The following is an 18,134-nucleotide window of genomic DNA, read 5'->3' as shown; positions in this document are numbered from 1 at the left end:
CAGATGCGATTTCTCCATGTTCGATCACCCCGCCTATGATGCCCATGAGGGCGTGCACCTTTTCCATGACGCAAAAAGCGGACTGAGGGCGATTATCGCCATTCACTCCACGGCGCGCGGCCCGGCGGCCGGCGGCACACGCATGTGGGATTTTGCCAATGGCGAGGCCATGCTCAAAGACGTGCTGCGCCTCAGCCAGGGCATGAGCTACAAGAATGCGATGGCGGATCTGCCGCTGGGCGGCGGCAAGGCGGTGATCTGGGGCAATGCCAGCACCGACAAGTCGCCAGACCTGTTCCGCGCGTTCGGCCGGGCCGTGGAAAGCCTGCAGGGGCGCTATTACACCGCCGAGGATGTCGGGATCGATGTGGCCGACATGGAGATCGTGCGGCAGGAAACCGCCTATGTGGCCGGGCTTGATCATGGTGAAGCGGCGAGTGGCGACCCGTCGCCGATCACGGCGAAGGGCGTTTTCCTGGGCATCGTGGAAACGGCGAAGCGGGCGCTGGGCAGCAGTGACCTGACGGGGCGGACCGTGGCGGTGCAGGGGGTCGGCTCAGTCGGGGGCTATACGTGCGACCACCTGGCCAAGGCCGGTGCCAGCCTGATCATCACGGACATTGACCAGGCGGCACTGAAAGCCGTGGCCGACCGGACAGGGGCCCGGATTGTCGGGCCGGACGAAATCTATGATGTCGAGGCCGATATCTTTGCGCCCTGCGCGCTCGGCGCGATCGTCAACGAGCAGACGCTGGAACGGTTCCGGGTGAAGGCCATTGCCGGCGGCGCGAACAACCAGCTCATTGTGCCGGAAATGGGCGAGCTCCTGCGGCGCAAGGGCATCCTTTATGCGCCGGATTATGTCATCAATGGCGGCGGCATCATCAATGTGGCAGCCGAGATATCCGGCAACTATTCGCGCGAATGGGTCGATGCCAAACTCGGCCGGCTTGTCCAGACGCTGGGCGACGTGCTGGACGAGGCATTGAGCAGCGGCAAGCCGACAAATGTCGTGGCCGACACGATTGCACGCGAACGGATCGCGGCCGCCCGATAGGGGAATCTGCGTAGTTCGCCGCAGGCGGGAGGGATGTTAGACTGCATTCAAGTTGCAAAGCATCCGTTGCCTGGAGGTCGATATCCCATGTCCGTTGTTGCCGTACTGCAAGGAACCGAAGCGCAGGATCGCCAGTCGACCCTGACAGCCGTTGAACTGGCCCGGCGGCTGAACACGCCCGTCACGGGCCTGTTTGCCCTGCCGGACCCAAATGCTGTGCTGATGGTGGCGGCGACACCGGAAGCCTCCGGCCTGACCGCATCGACCGCGCAGAGCATTATCGATCTGCAACTGGCGATGAAGGAGACGGCCGAGACAGCGTTTCATGACGCTTCAAGCACCGGCGCGCACGGGCTCGATTGTACCTTCTTCCACGAGGTGAACACGGTGGAGCGCGCCAGCGCGAATGCCGCGACCCTTGCGCAGGCTGTCGTCTTCCCGCGCTCTGCGGCGAAGGGCGGCGAGCCGCTTAACCTCGCCTTTGAGCATGTGCTGATGGATGCGCGCCTGCCTGTCGTGCTGGCGGGGACAGAAGAGTTCAAGGATGCCGGGCCGGTCATCATCGCATGGGATGGCAGCAATGGCGCGGCGCGTGCCGTGCGCTTTCACCTGCCACTGATCCGCGCCCTGGGCCATGTCGTGATTGCGCAGGCGCCCAAGGACCTGGAACGTGACGCCGCGCGCCCGGTCTCAGAACCTGGCACGCTTGAAAGCTGGCTGAAGCGCCATGACGTGAAAGCCGAGATTGCCGAGATTGAGGGCGATGTCGGCAGCGGGTTGCTGGCGCTGGCCAGGGGGAGCGGCGCGTGCATGATCGTTGCGGGCGCATACGGACATTCCCGTCTTGGCGAAAAACTTTTCGGCGGAACGACGCGGCGGTTACTCGAGGCGGCGCATGCGCCCGTTCTCGCGCTGGCCCGCTAGCGTTTCAGACAACACAGGAGACAGGCCATGGCTCTCAGCCGCATCATACTGCAACTTGCACGCAATCCGGGCCTTCCCGGCGGCGATCCTGGCGAAGGCTATACGCTGGTCGCACCGCTGACAGCAGACGGCCACCTTGACGTGGAGGCCTGGCGGGCCGAGCGGAAGAATTGCCGGGTTGTGCGCTTTTCGGCCGATGAGTCCGAGCATGCGGACGGCCTTTTGACCCATCGCGGCAATCGCTGGTTCTTCCATTATGACGAAGACGATGAAGGCGATGACGAGGCGGGATACCGGCTGGGCGAGCACGTTTTCAAGGAAGGCGAGTATGTGACTGTCGCCAGTCATGGCGAAACGCCCTTGACCTACAAGGTGACAGACGTCTCCCTGGTGTGAGCGATCACATGAAGAGGAGCGCCGGATGTGCGGACGGTTCTTCAGGCACGGGGTAACCTGGGCAGAATACCATGACGCGCTGGCCCTGGTCGCGCCAGACGGCGTGTCGCCGCCCGAGCCGACTTATAATGCGGCCCCGACCACGGTCCAGCCGGTGATCCGGCGCGCCGAGCATGCCGACAGGGTGGAGATGGCCCCGGCCCGATGGGGACTGATCCCCTCATGGTGGTCCAGGCCGCTGTCGGAGATGAAATTCTCGACCTTCAATGCCCAGGCCGAGACGGCGGGCGAGAAGCCCGTGTTCCGGGGCGCCTACCGGCACAAGCGCTGCCTGGTTCCGGTATCCGGCTTCTACGAATGGACAGGCGCGAAAGGCGCGAAAATTCCCTTCGCCATCGGCCTGCGCAACCGGCGCTGGTTCTGCCTGGCGGGCCTGTGGGATTCGGCCCTGATCGACGGGTCGGAAATCCAGAGTTTCACCATCCTGACCACACGGCCGAATGACCTGATGGCGGGCCTGCACACGCGCATGCCGGTGATCGTGGACCCGGCCGATTACGCCCTGTGGCTTGATCCGGACGCCGGCGACCCGGCGCGCCTGTTCGAACCGTTCCCCACTGACGCCATGCACGCCTGGCCCGTGGGGCCAGCTGTCGGGAACGTTCGCAACAATTCGCCTGAGCTGATCGCGGAAGTCTGAGACGGGTCCAATGAAAAGGCCGGGCGCGCGATGCGGCCCGGCCCTGTTTCCTGTGGTGGCCCGGTGGGACCTAGAAGTCCCAGCGCAGCTGGACGCCATAGGTGCGCGGCTCGTTGACGAAGCCGGTCAGGTTGTTGAAGTCGATGGCGCCGGTGAGCGCTTCCTCGTCCAGAATGTTGCGCGCGAAAACGGACACGTCATACCCTGCGTCGGCCTTGTAGCCGACCTTCAGGCCGCCTTCCCAGTATCCGTCCTGGCCGAACTCGACACTGTCATAGAGGAAGAAGTTCGTGTCGCCCTTGTAGGCCCAGTCAGTGTAGCCGTAGAGCTCGCCCGACTGGAGGGGGATGGCGTAACGGGCCGTGACGTTGGCGATCCATTCCGGGGCGTTCGGGAAGGAATTGCCGGAGATGTTGTAGCCCAGCAGTGTCACGCCGTCAGCAGCGTAGACGGCCGGGTCGAGCATGGTGCAGCCACCACCGCAACCCGGCGCGAGAAGGACGTCATCCTTGAACTCGGTCTTATTGTACGAAAGGCCGGCCGTGATGAAGAGATTGTCGATTGGCGCAGCTTCCAGATCGGCTTCGAAGCCGTAGCCCTCGCTCTTGTCTGCATTGAACAGGGCGACCGTATTGTTCAGGCCACCGACGATTGTCAGCTGCTGGTCGTTGAATTCGAAGAAGAAGACATCGGCATTCAGGCGGACGCGATTGTCGAGCAGTTCCGATTTCAGGCCCGCCTCATAGGAGAGGACGGTTTCAGTGTCGGCGCTCGACACATCATTGGCGAATACGAGGCGGCCCTGCGTCGACGGGCCACGGAAGCCCTTGGCCACGCGGGCATAGACATTGACCTCTTCGGTGGCCTGGTAGGTGGCCGAAACGTCCCAGCTGACCTGGTCATCCGACACCGAACCCGAGACCGGGCCGAACGTGCCCGAACCGAACGGGCCAAGGGTACGTTCGACGACAAAATCCTTGGATTCATCCGTCCAGCGGGCACCGCCCGACAGCGTGAGCCTGTCTGAAACGTCATAGGCGAGCGAGGCGAAGATGCCTGTGCTGTCGGTCTGGTTTTCGCGGGTGGCGATACCATTGACGGGGCGCCCCGGCGCAAGCGTGTCGAAGCTTTTGGAGGTGATCGAGACTTTCTCGTCGAATACGAAGAGGCCGGTCTGGGCGCGAAGCGGCCCGCCATTGTCGAATGCGAAGCGGATTTCGTTCGTGGTCTGGTGCAGGGCATCGACCGCGCCGGAGCTTTCAGACGGGAAGGGGATGAAGCCCGGGCCAAAATTGCCTGCGCCGAGGAACACCGCGCCGAAGCCGCCGTCAATGTCACCGCGGCTTTCAATGGTCGCCTGCTCGTTGCCGAAGACATAGGTGACTGTGACCGCGTCCGTGAGACCCTTTTCGAGGCGCAGCGTCACGCCATGGGCATCCTGCTGGAGGAAATTGTCGCCGTCGAAATAGACCGTGTCCCGATCAAAGTTCGAGCCAACGCCGTTGGAGCCTGCATCAATGATGTTGGCGCGGAAGAGGCGGGCATCGCCTTCGTTCGACCGGCCGTGCAAGTTGAGAAGCGCCGAGAAGTCCGTGCCAGATGGCGTGAACAGGAGCTGGGCGCGCCCGGCCAGTTCTTCAAAGCCTTCGTAGCGGTCGTTTTCGCCGGTGAAGGCATTGTCGACATAGGGGTCGCGCTGCTGGGAAATGCCGGACAGGCGCAGAGCCAGTTCGTCCTTGAAGAGTGGCAGGTTCACCGCGCCTTCAAGCTCGCGCGTATTGTAGTTTCCATAGGCGCCGCGGATATAGGCTTCGAATTCATGCACCGGCCTGGCAGAATCGAACTTGATGATGCCGCCAGGCGTGTTGCGGCCAAACAGTGTGCCCTGCGGGCCGCGCAGGACTTCGATGCTTTCAAGATCGAAGACCGGGAAGCCTTTCAGGATCGGGCTTTCATATGGCACGTCATCATAGACGAGCGACACGGGCTGGGAGGCGTTGAGGTCGAAATCGGTATTGCCGATGCCGCGAATGTAGAAGCGCGGGAAGGCGCGGCCGAAGGAGCTTTCAGCGATGACGCTGGGCACGCGGGCCGACAGGAAACGGACATCGGCGCCGGAGGATTTCAGGACGTCGAGCTTTTCGTCTGCAATCGTGGTGATCGATATCGGAACATCCTGGATGTTCTCTTCGACGCGCTGGGCCGTCACGGTGACGGAGGGCAGCCGGGCTTCGGTGTCCACGTCCTGGGCAAAGGACGGCAAAGCGGTTGCGGCGAAAAGGGTCGAACCGAGCAGCAGGGTGCGCAGGGCGGGTCTGTGTTGCATGTGGAAATCATCCTGATTTGCATGGAGAACAGCCCGTCTCGTCGCGGGATCTTATGCGTCGGGATGTGTCACAAATCGGGATGCCGGGATATGACAGGCGTCATGGTTTTGATGAGAATGCGGATATTCAGACGCCGCATGTTGCTGCGCCGCAACATGTTCAGGCCATTCAGACGAAAAAGTGACAGGATTCAGGACAGGCCGGACGCGCGCCGCTTCAGTTCCACGGATTGAAACGGGTCGTGACTTTTGGTGCCGGAGGGGGTGATTCCTGCGCCGGTTCATCCGCTTGTTGTGGCTGCGCGGTCTGGGCGGGAACTTCGAATGCCTTTTCCTCAGGTTGGGACGGGGCCTGTTCCTCTGCGGTCTCTTCACTGGCTGTTTCGGCGACGGGTTCAGGCTCGCTGAAGGCAAAGGGTGCCTGGTTTGCGTCCGCAACAGGTTCGGAATCGGCTTGCGTGTCCAGGCCGGCACCAAATGCGGATGGGGGAAGCTCGTCCGGCAGGTCGATCGTTCCGTCGATGACCAGGTGAACGCGCTCGGGTGACGGGCCGTTTTGTGCAGGTTCCGGTGTGCGTTCTGATGCCTGTGCGTGGCTTCTGGCCGCTGATCCGAGGCCGAAGCCAGAGGACATTCCCGACAGGCTGAAGCTGCGCGGCGCTTCAGGTTCGGCGGGTGCTTCACCGGTCATGTCCGGGACAGGTTCGACAGGCTGAGCCGGAGCGCCGACGTCCGTGAAGGCGGGCGCGTAGGGCGCCGGTTCGTCTGTCTCGGATTCAGACTGGCTGGGGGCGATTCCGGGCTCAGGCGCCGCCTCTGTCTCGACAGGCGCGGCTGGTTCGGGCGTTTCGTCGGCCGTGTTTGACGTGTATCGGGACACGTCGCCAATGCCAGATCCACCAAAAAAGTGTCCGAAGGCGCCGGAGGCTTGCGGTTCTGACTGAACGTGTTCCGGCTCGCTTTCGGCTTCGGCCTCACGCGGTTCGGCCTGTGGTTCCGGGGCATTATCGTCCTCGGGCCAGAGCGCGCCTTCAGCAGGGTCAGTCCCGGCGGAGGGCGCCTCATCGGCGCCGGTGCCATGCTGCTCAGGCATGAGAGAGGCGTATTGCGACAGGATATCCTCAGCTTCGATGCCCGCCGACGGATCAGCCGGTTCGTCCGGCTCTGTCGTTTCGCTCGCCTCGTCTTCGGCATGGAAGGCGGATGTCATCTCCGGTTCAGGTTCGATCCCGGGTTCAGTCTCGGCCTCAGCTTCCGTTTCCACGACACTCGGGTCCGCGTCTTCCGGTTCGTCTGCTTCGACCCCGGCGGCGCCGCCATTCACTTCGTCGGCCATGCTGGCGACGGCGCGGGCCATGTCGTTCTGTCCTTCCACCTCCGGATAGGCCTCAGGCAGGGAATCGGTCTCATCGACCGGGTCTTCGACCAGTTCTGCCGGATCCATTGCGATGGCAGGCGCTGCATCCGGTTCGGACTCAATGGTTTCGAGGCCTTTCAGGACGGTGTGGATGGCTTTTTCAGCGCCGCGCGCGTGGCGATGCGCTTCGCGGTACAGGTCGGCCACAAAGGCCGTATAGGGGCGTCCTGCGGAATCGGTTTCGTCGACGAATTCGTCTGGCGTGCAGGATTCGATTTCCTTGCCGAGCGCGTCCGTCAGCAGCACGGCATGCGGCTCAGGCGTCAGCACCACCCTGTAGCCCTCGGTATCATGGGTAATCGTGCCGTTTTCGCCTTCAGACCAGGCAACCCGCTGCTTGCGGGTCATTTCACTCAGCTTGTCGATCAACCGCTTCGTCGAAGGATGCAGCATGAAGTCTCGCCTTTCCCAATATGTTCCGGGTCTAGTCTACCCAATAGCGGCTGACAGGCGAACATTCAAACTGTGGTTCCGTCAAACTGCATGAATTGTCATTTATGCGTGCAGGATACAGGCCAGGGCGTCGCGATTGCGGGCAGCAGGCTAAGGGTTTTTCCCGGCCTGTGGCGGAATGAACTTCATCTCAAGCAGTACCGCTTCCTGCCGGTAGTCAGGCGAGGCATCGTTGAGCCTGCCATCGAAGTCGCTTCCTGCCCCGAAGGCCCGGATGAACTGGCGGGATCCGGCATTGTCAGGGCAGATGAACAGGGAATCGATCGGACCAGGCTCCAGCGTGCACCTGGCGCGCGCTTCCTCTGTCAGGTCCTTGAGCTTCATCGTGCCAACCGTGCCGCCATCGGGGCCGGTCACAGCCGGGTTGCGGGTCACAACCGATCCCACCATGCCAAGCGTCCAGTCAGGTTCGACAACGTAGACAAGGCGGCCCGCCATACCGTCTGCCGCAATCGTCTGGACAAGAAAAACCGGATAGGATTGCTCGCCGGCCATGGCCCTGTCCGAAAGGATTTCGTGGCCGGGAAACGCAGCTTTCATGGCGTCAAGCGTGAACGGCGTTTCGCCCGTGAGGCGCATCGCGCCTTGCGGGCCGATCGTGGCTGGCAGCGGAGTGCCACCGAACTCGGCCTTGCGGACCTCACCCTTCACGCGGGCGGCCTCCTTCAGGAAATCCTTCACCGGCTCGCCACCTGCCACTGAGAGGTCGGTACGGAACCCGCGGATCACGCCATCCGGGGACATCAGGATATAGCTCGGCGTCCAGGTGATCTTCAGCGCCTCGCGGACGCTGGCATCGGAATCGATCACTGTCGGATAGCTGTAGCCTTTCTCGGCAAAATAGGCCTCGACCGAGCCATACGCGCCATACATATCCTGATCACTTGTCTTGTCGGCATTCTGCGGCACATGGATCGACAGGAAATAGAGGTCAGGATCCTGTTCGATGGCTGTCGCAAGCGCGGCCGCATAGGGCGCATCCTTCAGGCTGTCACTGCACCAAGTGCCCCAGACCTGAATCACCATCCAGCGATTGAGGACCGAGGAGTCGAAAGTCTGACCGTCCGCCATGGTGGCGGTGAACCGGGGAAATTTCTGGCCGAGCAATGCATATTCCTCAGGGCGGACATGGCCGTCATGTGCACTGTTGGCGTCCGGCCCCGTAACTGCCGGCGCGGCGGGTGGCGGGTTGGCGGTGATCAAACGCGCCGCGTTATCGGGAGCGGCATCAGGCGCTGTGGATCTGTCGCCTGAGCATGCGGCGAGTGAGAGCGCGAGCGCGGCGATTGTGAGCGTTCGTATCATCGTGGAGCAGGCCTTCCCGGGAAATGGCAGTTATCAGGCTCGCACACTGTGGGCTGCGCCTTTCAGATAGTTTACTGCGACCCGGGTGGCAGGAACAAACGCTTTTGGCCGCTGTGCCGACTGGTTAGAAGTCTGCCTGCATGCGCAGGGTGAAGCCGGTGACTTTGTCGCTGGTTTGCCCGGCAAGCACGCCAGCGGCAAAGGCAGGATCGATCCCTGATGTGGACGTGCCGAGATCTGCATCGGCGTGAAAGAGGCTGAGCCCCAGTCGCGTCCTTGCGGTGGGGTACCAGGACAGGCCAAGCAATGCCGTGTTCATGGTTCCTCCGTCAATGCCGGAATCCGTCAGGTCCAGTGTGTCAAAGGCAGCCGAGATGGACAGCGCGCCCGGCCCGCCCCTGGTGACCGGCTTGTCGATCTCGGGCCGGCCAAATTCTCCGCTCCCGTATGTGCGCCGTCCGCCGAGGAAATAGCCTGCCTCGGCGGAGCTGCCATCAAATGTGGCATTGCCTCCCGCAGCAAGGTGCGATGACAGGGCACCATACTCGGCGCTGACCCAAAGCGGACCGCGCAGCACGGCGCCTTCGAGGCCGACAAACACGTCTGACCCCGATACCGGACCGGTCGATATCATGCGACCGGCGATCCGTGCGAACGGGCGCTGGCGATAGCGCAGGTCTGGCGCACGTGAATCCGTCTCGCGATGGCGGACGGATGCACCAAGATGAACGGTCAGATCTTCGGTGGCGACCGGCGCATATGTGCCGCGTGCCGCCAGTGCAAAACCTTCGCTGGTGGGCGTATCGTTCACGTTGCCGCCGAAGGCCCCGGCCGTGAACGTCCAGTTTTCTCCCATCGTGGTGGCGGCAATGCCAAGCCGCCGGTCGAATGCGAAGGCGTCCGTGAATGCAGCGCGTTCTGTAAACGTGGTGAAGAGGCCGGACACCTGCTCCTGCAGCGAGTTGGGCGTTTTGAACTGGCCGGCGCGGACCGTCCATCCCGACCCGGGCAGGGCGAAGTCAATATAGGCATCGGTTGCGGAGATTTCCCCGTCTTCATCCGTTTCGAGTTCGATCTTGAAGTCGATTTGCTTGCCCTTGCCGGCAAGGGCAAGGCGTGCGGCTCGCAATTCGGCGCCGTCGATCTCCAATGGGGCCTTGTCAGCCTCGGCCTGCGTGTAATCGTAGAGGACGCGGCCTGAAAACCTGAGTTCCAGGGGCGCGTCAGCTGCTGCGCAAAATGCTGCCTGTGCGGCGGCACAAGCCGCGCCGAGAAAGCGGAGATAGGTCATGCCCGGATAGGTACCTTGGTTTTCCGGGGCGTCTAAGGGTGTTTCACAAATAAGTCACATTAATTACGCTATCGCGTATCTTTAGTGGTGGATGCAAAAAGCCCCGACCCATAGGGCCGGGGCTTTCGATATCTGGTCCGTCAGGCCGAAAAGGCAGCCTAGCTGTAGATTTCGAACAGGCCGGCTGCGCCCATGCCGCCACCGATACACATGGTGACAACGCCCCATTTGGCGCCCCGGCGCTTGCCTTCGAGCAGGATCGAGCCCGTGCAGCGAGCACCTGTCATGCCGAACGGATGACCGATCGAGATGGAGCCGCCATTGACGTTGTATTTTTCAGGATCGATGCCGAGGCGATCGCGGCTGTAGAGGCATTGCGATGCGAAGGCTTCGTTGAGTTCCCACAGGTCGATATCGTCAACCGTGAGACCGTGACGCTCAAGCAGGCGCGGCACGGCAAAAACGGGGCCGATGCCCATTTCGTCAGGATCGCAACCGGCGACGTTGAAACCGGCAAACCGGCCGAGTGGCTCGATACCGCGCTTTGCAGCTTCCTTGGCTTCCATGACAACCACGGCAGCGGCGCCATCGGACAGCTGGGAGGCATTGCCCGCGGTGACATACTTGCCTTGCTTGACGACCATGCCGCCGGAGAACACAGGCTTCAGGCCAGCAAGGGTTTCATAGGTCGTTCCGGGACGGTTGCACTCGTCCTTGTCGACGATGACGTCCTGATAGGTTTCTTCGCCTGTCTCCTTGTTGACAAGCTTCATGCGGGCTTTCATCGGCGCGATTTCCTCGGCCATGTAGCCCTTCTTCTGGAACTCGGCCGTGCGACGCTGGCTTTCTGCGGAATAGCGGTCCTGGTCTTCGCGCGACACGCCGTAGCGATCAGCAACGATTTCGGCCGTTTCGATCATGCTCATCCAGATGGCTGGCCATGTCTTCATCAGCTCTTCTTCAGTGTAGCGATGCAGGTTCATGTGACCCGAGCGCGACACGAGCGAGAGGCTTTCCACGCCGCCGCCGACAGTGACGGAAGCACCTTCATTGATGATCGTATGCGAGGCATTGGCGATGGCCTGGAGGCCCGACGAGCAGAAACGGTTGATGGTCGCGCCCGATGTGGTGGACGGGCACCCGGCCCAGAGGGCGGCATTGCGGGCGACATTGTGACCGGTCGCGCCTTCAGGCTGCGCTGTGCCGAGGAACACGTCTTCGACTGCAGCGCCTTCGACGCCGGCACGTTCCAGCGCGCTCTTGATGGCATGGCCGGCCATCGTGATGCCGTGGGTGTCGTTGAGGGAGCCGCGGCCGGTTTTGGCCATGCCCGTGCGGGCGGTGGAAACGATGACTGCTTCACGCATTTGGATAGTCCTCCAGAGTTTCTTGTCGAATGCTTTACGATGTTGCGGCGCACACTAACGGGCTGGCGCGCGTGGCGCCAGCCTTCCCTTAACGTCAAGGTCAGGAAATCGTCGTGTCAGGCAGGCGTTTTCGCCTTGGGCGCGCTGGCCCGGACAGATTCGTCAACATAGCTCTCGAACTTGGCAAAATTTGCCACGAACATATCGGCAAGCTTTGCGGCCTGTTTGTCATAGGCGACCGGGTCGGCCCAGGTTGACCGGGGATCGAGAATTCTGGCGTCCACGCCGGGCACGGCCGTTGGCACCATGAAACCGAATGTTTCATCCTTGCGGAATGTCGCCTTGTTGAGCGAGCCGTCCAGCGCGGCATTCAGCAGGGCCCGCGTGGCCTTGATCGGCATGCGGTTGCCCTGGCCATACGGGCCGCCAGTCCAGCCGGTCGAAACCAGCCAGCAATCGACGTCATACTTGCCGATCAGGTCGCGCAGGAGATTTCCGTATTCGGATGGATGGCGCGGCATGAAGGGGCCGCCGAAGCAGGTTGAAAAAGTGGCCGTCGGTTCGGTCACGCCTTTTTCCGTACCTGCAACCTTTGCGGTGTATCCGGACAGGAAATGGTACATGGCCTGGGCCGGTGTCAGTTTGGCTATCGGGGGCATCACGCCGAACGCATCCGCCGTCAGCATGACGAGATTGCGGGGCTGCCCGCAGCGGCCGGATTCCGACGCGTTCGGGATGGCCGAGATCGGATACGCGCCGCGCGAGTTTTCTGCGAGCGTGCCATCGTCAAGATCAAGTTCGCGTGTGACCGGATCCATCACCACGTTTTCGAGCACCGTGCCCCATTGTTTCGTGGTGGCAAAGATTTCAGGTTCTGCTTCCGCCGAGAGCTTGATCATCTTGGCGTAGCAGCCACCCTCGAAATTGAACAATCCGTTCCCGGACCAGCCATGTTCATCATCGCCGATCAGGATTCGGCTGGCATCTGCCGACAGGGTCGTCTTGCCGGTACCCGACAGGCCGAAGAAGATGGCCGCGTCGTTCTTGTCCGAAGTGTTCACCGAACAATGCATCGGCATCACGCCCCTGGTCGGAAGGTAATAGTTGAGAGCGGTGAAGACCGACTTCTTGGTCTCGCCCGCATAGGAGGTTCCGCCGATCAGGACCATGCGCCGGGCAAAATTCACGGCGATGACCGTTTCCGATCGCGTGCCATGACGCGCCGGATCAGCGCGAAAGCTCGGGCAGTTGATGATCGTGAATTCCGACTTGAAGCCTTTGTATTCCGCGTCTGTGGGAACACGCAGAAGATGGCGGATGAACAGGGAATGCCAGGCAAGTTCGTTGACCACGGTGACCGGCAGGCGATGGTCAGGGTCTGCGCCGCCGAAGAGTTCCTGGACGAACACGTCCTTGCTGGCGAGGTGGGAGGCAAAGTCGGCCAGCAGCGTGTCAAAATGCTCAGGCGTCATGGCGGCATTGTTATCCCACCAGACCGTGCTTTCCGTGGTCGCGTCGCGCACCGTGAACTTGTCCTTGGCGGACCGTCCAGTGTGCTGGCCGGTTTCAACGACGAGTGCGCCGCCATTTGCAACACGGGCTTCCCCGCCAGCAACAGAGGTTTCATACAGGCGCGGTTCTTTCCAGTTCTTGCGAATGGACTTCGGATTGATGCCCAGCTCGGCAAGAATGGCTACGTTGTCGCTCATGGTTTCCTCGGAATCTTGTTCTTGAATCTGGCGAAATCGATCAGGCCAGTTAATGGCACGCGCCACAGGTTTGCAACAATCATGCCCGCCTATTGCAGCAAGTTTAGGCCAATCGGCTGTATCCTGATGACTGACACCGGTTACCACGGTCCGTCGGTGAGGGAGGGCGCGCCTCAAGCCTCCCGATCAGTTCAATTTTGAGAATCATCTCCGCGAAGGCGATCAATGATGCTGTCGCGCCAGCCTTCAGGCAGGATATAGAACACCCAGGCGGCGGCTTCGTAATGGGCCCGCTTCCAGATGTCCACCGGATTGAGGCTGGCTTTTGCGCATGCCGATCGGGCCCTCGGGCCGCCTTTGGAGACCGTCTGGTAGATGGACTTTGCGCGCAGGAGATGCATGCAGTTGGACACGAAGACCAGCTGCTCGGCGCCGGCAAGACCCGGCTGTCCGGCCAGGGTCTGCAGGCCCGAGATCGTGTCACGGGAGGACACGTCGGCCGAGATCCGCCCGCCATAGCCGGACCGGCGGATGGCGACGAGCGCCATGTCCTGGCTGCCGACAATGCCTTCCTGCGGGCGATGGCCACCGACCATGACAAGGCGGTCGACCTTGCCGGCCTCGAGCAGGGCAATGCCCTTGTCGATGCGCGCATCCGCTTCGCGGGCCGAACCGGAATAGAAGACCACGCCTGCGCCATGGGTGATCTGTCCCGTCTGATCGACGAGGCGGGTGAGGCCGAAAAAGGCGAGGGTCGCAATCAGGTCTGCAACCAGTAGCCGCACCAACAGGATTCGCACGTGTCTCATGCCTGCTTATTAGCAGAATTCAGGAGGTCGGCGAGGCCGCCGACGCTGTTTCAAGGCTCGCAATCAGCGCCTGGGTGGGTATCGTCAGCCGGGAAGGAAGCGCGTCGAGGGCGTACCAGCCGAAACCTCCATGTTTTTCAGGCTCCATCAGGCGGGGTGTGCCCGAAACGACGCGGGCAAAAAAAATCGGAGACACCCAGTGGCGCCCGTCGCCCTGATCGAGAATCTCCGCAATGCAGGCCAGGCCTGTCACTTCAATGTCGATTCCGAGTTCTTCGGCGATCTCGCGCCGGGCTGTCACGCGAGCCGGTTCCCCGAAATCGATCTTGCCGCCGGGCAATCCCCATGCGCCCGCTTCCGGCTCGGTCAGGCGCTGGATCAGGAGGAGGCGTCCGGAGGGGTCGAAAATGGCCGCGCCGCAACCGACCTCGGGATAGGCGACACTGGCGGCCGGCAGATCAGCCATCCTGTCAGAGCTCCCCGAATGATTTCAGTGCCGCAAGGGCGACGGGCCCTCCCCATTCCTGCACGAAGTGTCCGGCCTCGGCGACGACCATGGGTTCGGGACAGCCACGGATTGTCCTGCGCAGTTTTTCCATCTGATCAGGGCCGAGGACGGGGTCTTGTGCGCCAATGGCCATGAAGCTGTCACCCATCCAGTCATTCGCCCACCAGTCGGCCGCGCGCCGCGAGATGTCGACGCCTTCCATGCCAGGCTTGACCATGACCAGTTCAGGGAACATGCGCACGCCGGCCTTGTAGGTCGCATCCGGGAAAGGGGCGGCATAGGCGGCCGCTTCAGCGTCGGAGAGAACGGGCGCGCCACGCTTCATCAGGGCGGCAATGTCCATGTCGGGCTGCGACCGGTTATAGGCTTTCCACTGGTCAAACCCGGCACCAGGCGATGTGCCCGTGGCGATGGCGGTATTCATCACGATCAGGCGCTCGAACGTGTCGGGCATGTCCATCGGGATGGTGAGGCCGAGCAGGCCACCCCAGTCCTGGCAGACGAGTGTTACGGTTTTCAGGCCGAGGCGCCTGATCAGTTCCACCATCATGTTGCGATGAAAACTGAACGAATAGACTGTGTCATCGACAGGCTTGTCCGACCGGCCAAAGCCGAGCCAGTCAGGCGCGACGACGCGCGCACCGCTGTCGAGGAAGACCGGGATCATCTTGCGGTAGAGATAACTCCATGTCGGCTGCCCATGCAGGCAGAGATAGGTGCGGACCGCATCCTGCGGGCCTTCGTCGACATAATGGACCTGCAAGCCTTCATAGCCGGGCAGGTCGCTCACATAGTGCGGGGCATAATCAAATCCCGGCAGGTTGTCGAAGCGTGCATCCGGCGTGCGTTTGGCATCGATCGGCATGGTGTATCCTCTGGTCAGCCCTGGTGGACACCATGGAGCAGGGCGTCCTGGTTGCCAACAGCGACGATCTTGCGAAGGCGCCTGATCTTGCCCGGCGAATGTGGTAGGCAGGCAGGGAGCGAACCCGGGACCTGGGCCGCCACCTGGAGATCATCATGACCTACACAATCAATCGAACCGTTTCCGGTGCCAGCTTTGATGCTGTTGACCAACGCACGCGGCAGGCTCTGGCTGACAGGGGGTTTGGCGTGCTGACCGAGATCGACGTGAAAGCGACGATGAAGAAAAAGCTCGATGCCGAGATGCCGCCATATCGAATCCTCGGCGCCTGCAATCCGCAAATGGCCTATCAGGCCATCCAGATCGAGCCGCGCGTCGGCGCCATGCTGCCTTGCAATGTCATCATCCGGCAGGTCGACGATGCGGTCGAAGTCAGCGCGGTTGATCCGGTTGCATCAATGCAGGCGATCGGGAATGATGAGTTGAAACGGGTCGCAGGCGATGTGCGTGACCTGCTGGCGGCTGCCATCGCGGCCATTTGAAAGGGAGACGGCAATGGCGAAGGTCATCGGCCTGGGAGGCCTGTTTTTTCTGTGTAAGGACGTTGACGCGACGCGCGCATGGTATTCGCGCGTGCTGGGGATTGCGATTGATGATTATGGCGGCAGCAGTTTCAGTCATGCAGACGCGGCGGGCGTTTTCCCGAAAGGCGCGCAGACCATCTGGGCGCCGTTCAAGGGAGAGAGCGATTATTTCAAGCCATCTACCAGCGATTTCATGATGAACCTGATGGTGGATGACATGCCGGGCATGCTGGCGCGCATCAAGGCGGAAGGTGTCGAACTGGAAGGTGAGCCAATGAGCGAAAGCTATGGCCACTTTGCCTGGGTCATGGATCCGGATGGACGCAAGGTCGAGCTATGGCAACCTCTGGAACCTGCAGGCGCATAAAAAGCGGCCGCCCCGGTTTCCCGTGGCGGCCCGAGGAGAGGCTCTTGAAGACTGGCAGAGCAATCTAGCTTTTCGCGGAAGCCTTGCAGGCTTCGAGATCGGAAGCGTCCAGTTCGGAACTGTCATTGCGAAGGGCAGTGATTTCACCGACTTCCTTGGCGATTTTCTTGCAGATGCGGAGTGAGACCTTCTTGCGGTCGAGATCGCCGACACAGGTCGTGCCTTCGCAGGTCCAGACAACGCTTTCCGCGATGACACGCTTTTCAGCGACTGGCGCAGCCGTTTCGAAAATGAATGTGCCAGCAAGGGCGGGTGAAGCGAGCGCCAGGGCAGCGGCGCTGATGAGAGTAGAACGGAGCATGGGAGGGCTGCCTTTCGTTCGGGGTTGGTGATGAGTGTGCAACGCGGTGGAAAAAAGGGAAAACAACCCCTTCAGAGCAATGACTATCAAACGCTGAATATTTGGTCAAGTGTTCAGAATGCAGATTTCGTATCATTTCCCGAAGGGAATCGCGCAGGTGTCGCGGTTGCCCCTACGACACAAATTGCTCCTGTCCCTGCGTAGGTTAGAGTGTCTCAAAGAACAGAGGCGCGCGCCCGGGAGAGAAGCATTATGGATTTCAGCATTCCAAAGGACATTTCCGATTACCTGATCGTTCTCGATCAGTTCATCGAGGACAAGATCAAGCCGCTGGAGCAGCAGGACGACAATATACGGTTCTTCGATCATCGCCGCGAATGGGCCCGAACCGATTTCGAGAACCAGGGCCTGCCGCGCAAGGAATGGGAAGAGTTGCTGGGCAAGGCGAAGCGCCTGGCGGACGAGGCCGGGCATTTCCGGTTCGGCCTGCCGAAAGAGTATGGCGGCCAGAACGGGTCCAACCTCGCCATGGCGATTATCCGCGAACATCTCGCGCGCAAGGGCCTTGGCCTGCACAATGACCTGCAGAACGAGCATTCCATCGTCGCCAATTATCCGCAGATCCTGATGCTGCGCGACTTTGCCCGCGAGGATCAGAAGCATCTCGCGACGGCCGCCCTGGAGGGCAAGTTCCGCGCGACGTTCGGACTGACCGAGCCGAACCATGGCTCCGACGCGACGCACATGGAGACACGCGCCGTGCGCCACAAGAAGGACGGCAAGGATGGCTGGCTCATCAATGGCGAGAAGATGTGGATCACGGGGATGCACCACGCCACCCACATGATGTGTTTCGCGCGCACCAGCGGCGAGGATGGCGATGCCCGCGGTATTACGTGCCTGCTGGTACCGGCGGACGATCCGGGCATCGAGATCCTGGAATACATGTGGACATTCAACATGCCCACAGACCACCCCCGCCTGACCATCAAGGATGTCTGGGTTCCCGACAGTGCGGTATTCGGCCCGCCAGAAGGCGGCCTCGCGCTGGCCCAGCATTTCGTGCACGAGAACCGGATCCGTCAGGCGGCCAGCTCTGTCGGCGCGGCGCTGTTCTGCATCGACGAGTCGATTGACTATGCGAATACGCGCGCGCCTTTCGGCAAGAAGCTGTCGACCAACCAGGCGATCCAGTTTCCCATCGTCGAGCTCGCTTCGGAAGCAGAAATGCTCCGTCTGCTGATTTTCAAGACGGCCTGGGAAATGGACCAGATGTCGAAGCCGGAAGTGGCAATCAAGCTGTCAGACAAGGTGTCGATGTGCAATTACCGGGCAAACCGGCTCTGCTGCAACGCGGCCGACCGGGCGATGCAGATCCACGGCGGCATGGGCTATTCACGCCACACGCCGTTCGAACACATCTATCGCCACCATCGCCGCTATCGCATTACCGAGGGCTCTGAAGAGATCCAGATGCGCAAGGTTGCCGGGCATATTTTCGGCTTCATGGGCGCGCAGAAGCATGGCCAGTCCCGCGGCGACAAAGACGCCAAGGGCAAGAGCACCGAACCGACGGATTTTGCCGTCCGGTAGGCGATGACTGTCATGTGACCGGAGGAAATCCGGGGCGCGGCGCAAAGGGTTAATTTCACGGTAACCTTCGTGGGGCCAGAATCACTGTCAGATTCACCACAC

At 61.5% G+C, this 18,134-nt stretch carries 17 protein-coding genes; 7 read left to right on the top strand and 10 right to left on the bottom strand.

Features of this window, described 5'->3' with window-relative positions; genetic code table 11:
• Positions 1 to 16 precede the first annotated feature (16 nt).
• The 4 genes from ACQ66M_RS03855 to ACQ66M_RS03840 all read left to right on the top strand — a co-directional run bounded on the left by ACQ66M_RS03855 (position 17) and on the right by ACQ66M_RS03840 (position 3,077).
• Positions 17 to 1,057 carry a Glu/Leu/Phe/Val family dehydrogenase gene (locus ACQ66M_RS03855; RefSeq protein ID WP_430402008.1) on the top strand — a complete coding sequence of 347 codons (1,041 nt, stop codon included), beginning with the start codon at positions 17 to 19 and terminating at the stop codon, positions 1,055 to 1,057.
• 87 nt (positions 1,058 to 1,144) lie between these two features.
• On the top strand, positions 1,145 to 1,981 hold the full coding sequence (locus ACQ66M_RS03850) for a universal stress protein (RefSeq protein WP_350170995.1): 837 nt from the start codon (positions 1,145 to 1,147) through the stop codon (positions 1,979 to 1,981).
• A 27-nt stretch (positions 1,982 to 2,008) separates the two neighbouring features.
• Positions 2,009 to 2,377 (top strand): hypothetical protein, encoded by a 369-nt coding sequence (locus ACQ66M_RS03845; protein ID WP_350170996.1) that lies wholly within the window; start codon positions 2,009 to 2,011, stop codon positions 2,375 to 2,377.
• 25 nt (positions 2,378 to 2,402) lie between these two features.
• Positions 2,403 to 3,077 carry an SOS response-associated peptidase gene (locus tag ACQ66M_RS03840; protein WP_430402006.1) on the top strand — a complete coding sequence of 225 codons (675 nt, stop codon included), beginning with the start codon at positions 2,403 to 2,405 and terminating at the stop codon, positions 3,075 to 3,077.
• 70 nt (positions 3,078 to 3,147) lie between these two features.
• Here ACQ66M_RS03840 and ACQ66M_RS03835 read toward each other — a convergent pair whose 3' ends face one another.
• From ACQ66M_RS03835 to ACQ66M_RS03795, 9 genes are all read right to left on the bottom strand, one after another.
• Positions 3,148 to 5,403, bottom strand: coding sequence for a TonB-dependent receptor (locus ACQ66M_RS03835; protein ID WP_430402003.1), 2,256 nt, complete (start codon positions 5,401 to 5,403; stop codon positions 3,148 to 3,150).
• Positions 5,404 to 5,620: 217 nt separating this feature from the next.
• Positions 5,621 to 7,213, bottom strand: coding sequence for a hypothetical protein (locus ACQ66M_RS03830; RefSeq protein ID WP_430402001.1), 1,593 nt, complete (start codon positions 7,211 to 7,213; stop codon positions 5,621 to 5,623).
• Between the two features lie 150 nt (positions 7,214 to 7,363).
• Positions 7,364 to 8,578 (bottom strand): TlpA family protein disulfide reductase, encoded by a 1,215-nt coding sequence (locus ACQ66M_RS03825; protein ID WP_430401998.1) that lies wholly within the window; start codon positions 8,576 to 8,578, stop codon positions 7,364 to 7,366.
• Between the two features lie 124 nt (positions 8,579 to 8,702).
• Positions 8,703 to 9,869, bottom strand: a complete 1,167-nt coding sequence (locus ACQ66M_RS03820; RefSeq protein ID WP_430401996.1) for an OprO/OprP family phosphate-selective porin — start codon at positions 9,867 to 9,869, stop codon at positions 8,703 to 8,705.
• Between the two features lie 158 nt (positions 9,870 to 10,027).
• Positions 10,028 to 11,236 carry an acetyl-CoA C-acyltransferase gene (locus ACQ66M_RS03815; protein ID WP_430401994.1) on the bottom strand — a complete coding sequence of 403 codons (1,209 nt, stop codon included), beginning with the start codon at positions 11,234 to 11,236 and terminating at the stop codon, positions 10,028 to 10,030.
• A gap of 116 nt (positions 11,237 to 11,352) precedes the next feature.
• A complete protein-coding gene (locus ACQ66M_RS03810; RefSeq protein WP_430401993.1) occupies positions 11,353 to 12,945 on the bottom strand; it encodes a phosphoenolpyruvate carboxykinase in 1,593 nt (530 codons plus the stop codon).
• Between the two features lie 191 nt (positions 12,946 to 13,136).
• Entirely contained in the window at positions 13,137 to 13,754 is a 618-nt protein-coding gene (locus tag ACQ66M_RS03805) for an ElyC/SanA/YdcF family protein (RefSeq protein WP_350171004.1), read from the bottom strand.
• A gap of 19 nt (positions 13,755 to 13,773) precedes the next feature.
• The gene (locus ACQ66M_RS03800; RefSeq protein WP_430401991.1) at positions 13,774 to 14,220 is read right to left on the bottom strand and encodes an NUDIX domain-containing protein; all 447 of its coding nucleotides are present in this window, start codon (positions 14,218 to 14,220) and stop codon (positions 13,774 to 13,776) included.
• A 4-nt stretch (positions 14,221 to 14,224) separates the two neighbouring features.
• On the bottom strand, positions 14,225 to 15,127 hold the full coding sequence (locus ACQ66M_RS03795; protein ID WP_430401989.1) for a haloalkane dehalogenase: 903 nt from the start codon (positions 15,125 to 15,127) through the stop codon (positions 14,225 to 14,227).
• A 155-nt stretch (positions 15,128 to 15,282) separates the two neighbouring features.
• Between ACQ66M_RS03795 and ACQ66M_RS03790 the strand changes: the two genes are divergently transcribed.
• Together ACQ66M_RS03790 and ACQ66M_RS03785 are read left to right on the top strand one after the other, a co-directional pair.
• Positions 15,283 to 15,669 (top strand): DUF302 domain-containing protein, encoded by a 387-nt coding sequence (locus ACQ66M_RS03790; protein WP_430401987.1) that lies wholly within the window; start codon positions 15,283 to 15,285, stop codon positions 15,667 to 15,669.
• 13 nt (positions 15,670 to 15,682) lie between these two features.
• Positions 15,683 to 16,078 carry a VOC family protein gene (locus tag ACQ66M_RS03785; protein WP_350171008.1) on the top strand — a complete coding sequence of 132 codons (396 nt, stop codon included), beginning with the start codon at positions 15,683 to 15,685 and terminating at the stop codon, positions 16,076 to 16,078.
• A 64-nt stretch (positions 16,079 to 16,142) separates the two neighbouring features.
• Here the strand turns inward: ACQ66M_RS03785 and ACQ66M_RS03780 are convergent, their stop codons facing one another.
• The gene (locus tag ACQ66M_RS03780; protein WP_350171009.1) at positions 16,143 to 16,439 is read right to left on the bottom strand and encodes a CC_3452 family protein; all 297 of its coding nucleotides are present in this window, start codon (positions 16,437 to 16,439) and stop codon (positions 16,143 to 16,145) included.
• Between the two features lie 252 nt (positions 16,440 to 16,691).
• Here ACQ66M_RS03780 and ACQ66M_RS03775 point away from each other — a divergent pair, with 252 nt between their 5' ends.
• A complete protein-coding gene (locus ACQ66M_RS03775; RefSeq protein WP_430401985.1) occupies positions 16,692 to 18,032 on the top strand; it encodes an acyl-CoA dehydrogenase family protein in 1,341 nt (446 codons plus the stop codon).
• The last annotated feature ends 102 nt before the right edge of the window (positions 18,033 to 18,134 follow it).

This window comes from Hyphomonas sp., assembly GCF_965284475.1.
Taxonomy (GTDB): domain Bacteria; phylum Pseudomonadota; class Alphaproteobacteria; order Caulobacterales; family Hyphomonadaceae; genus Hyphomonas.
Note: the sequence above shows the minus strand (reverse complement) of the source record. Positions and strands in the feature narration are given on the sequence as shown.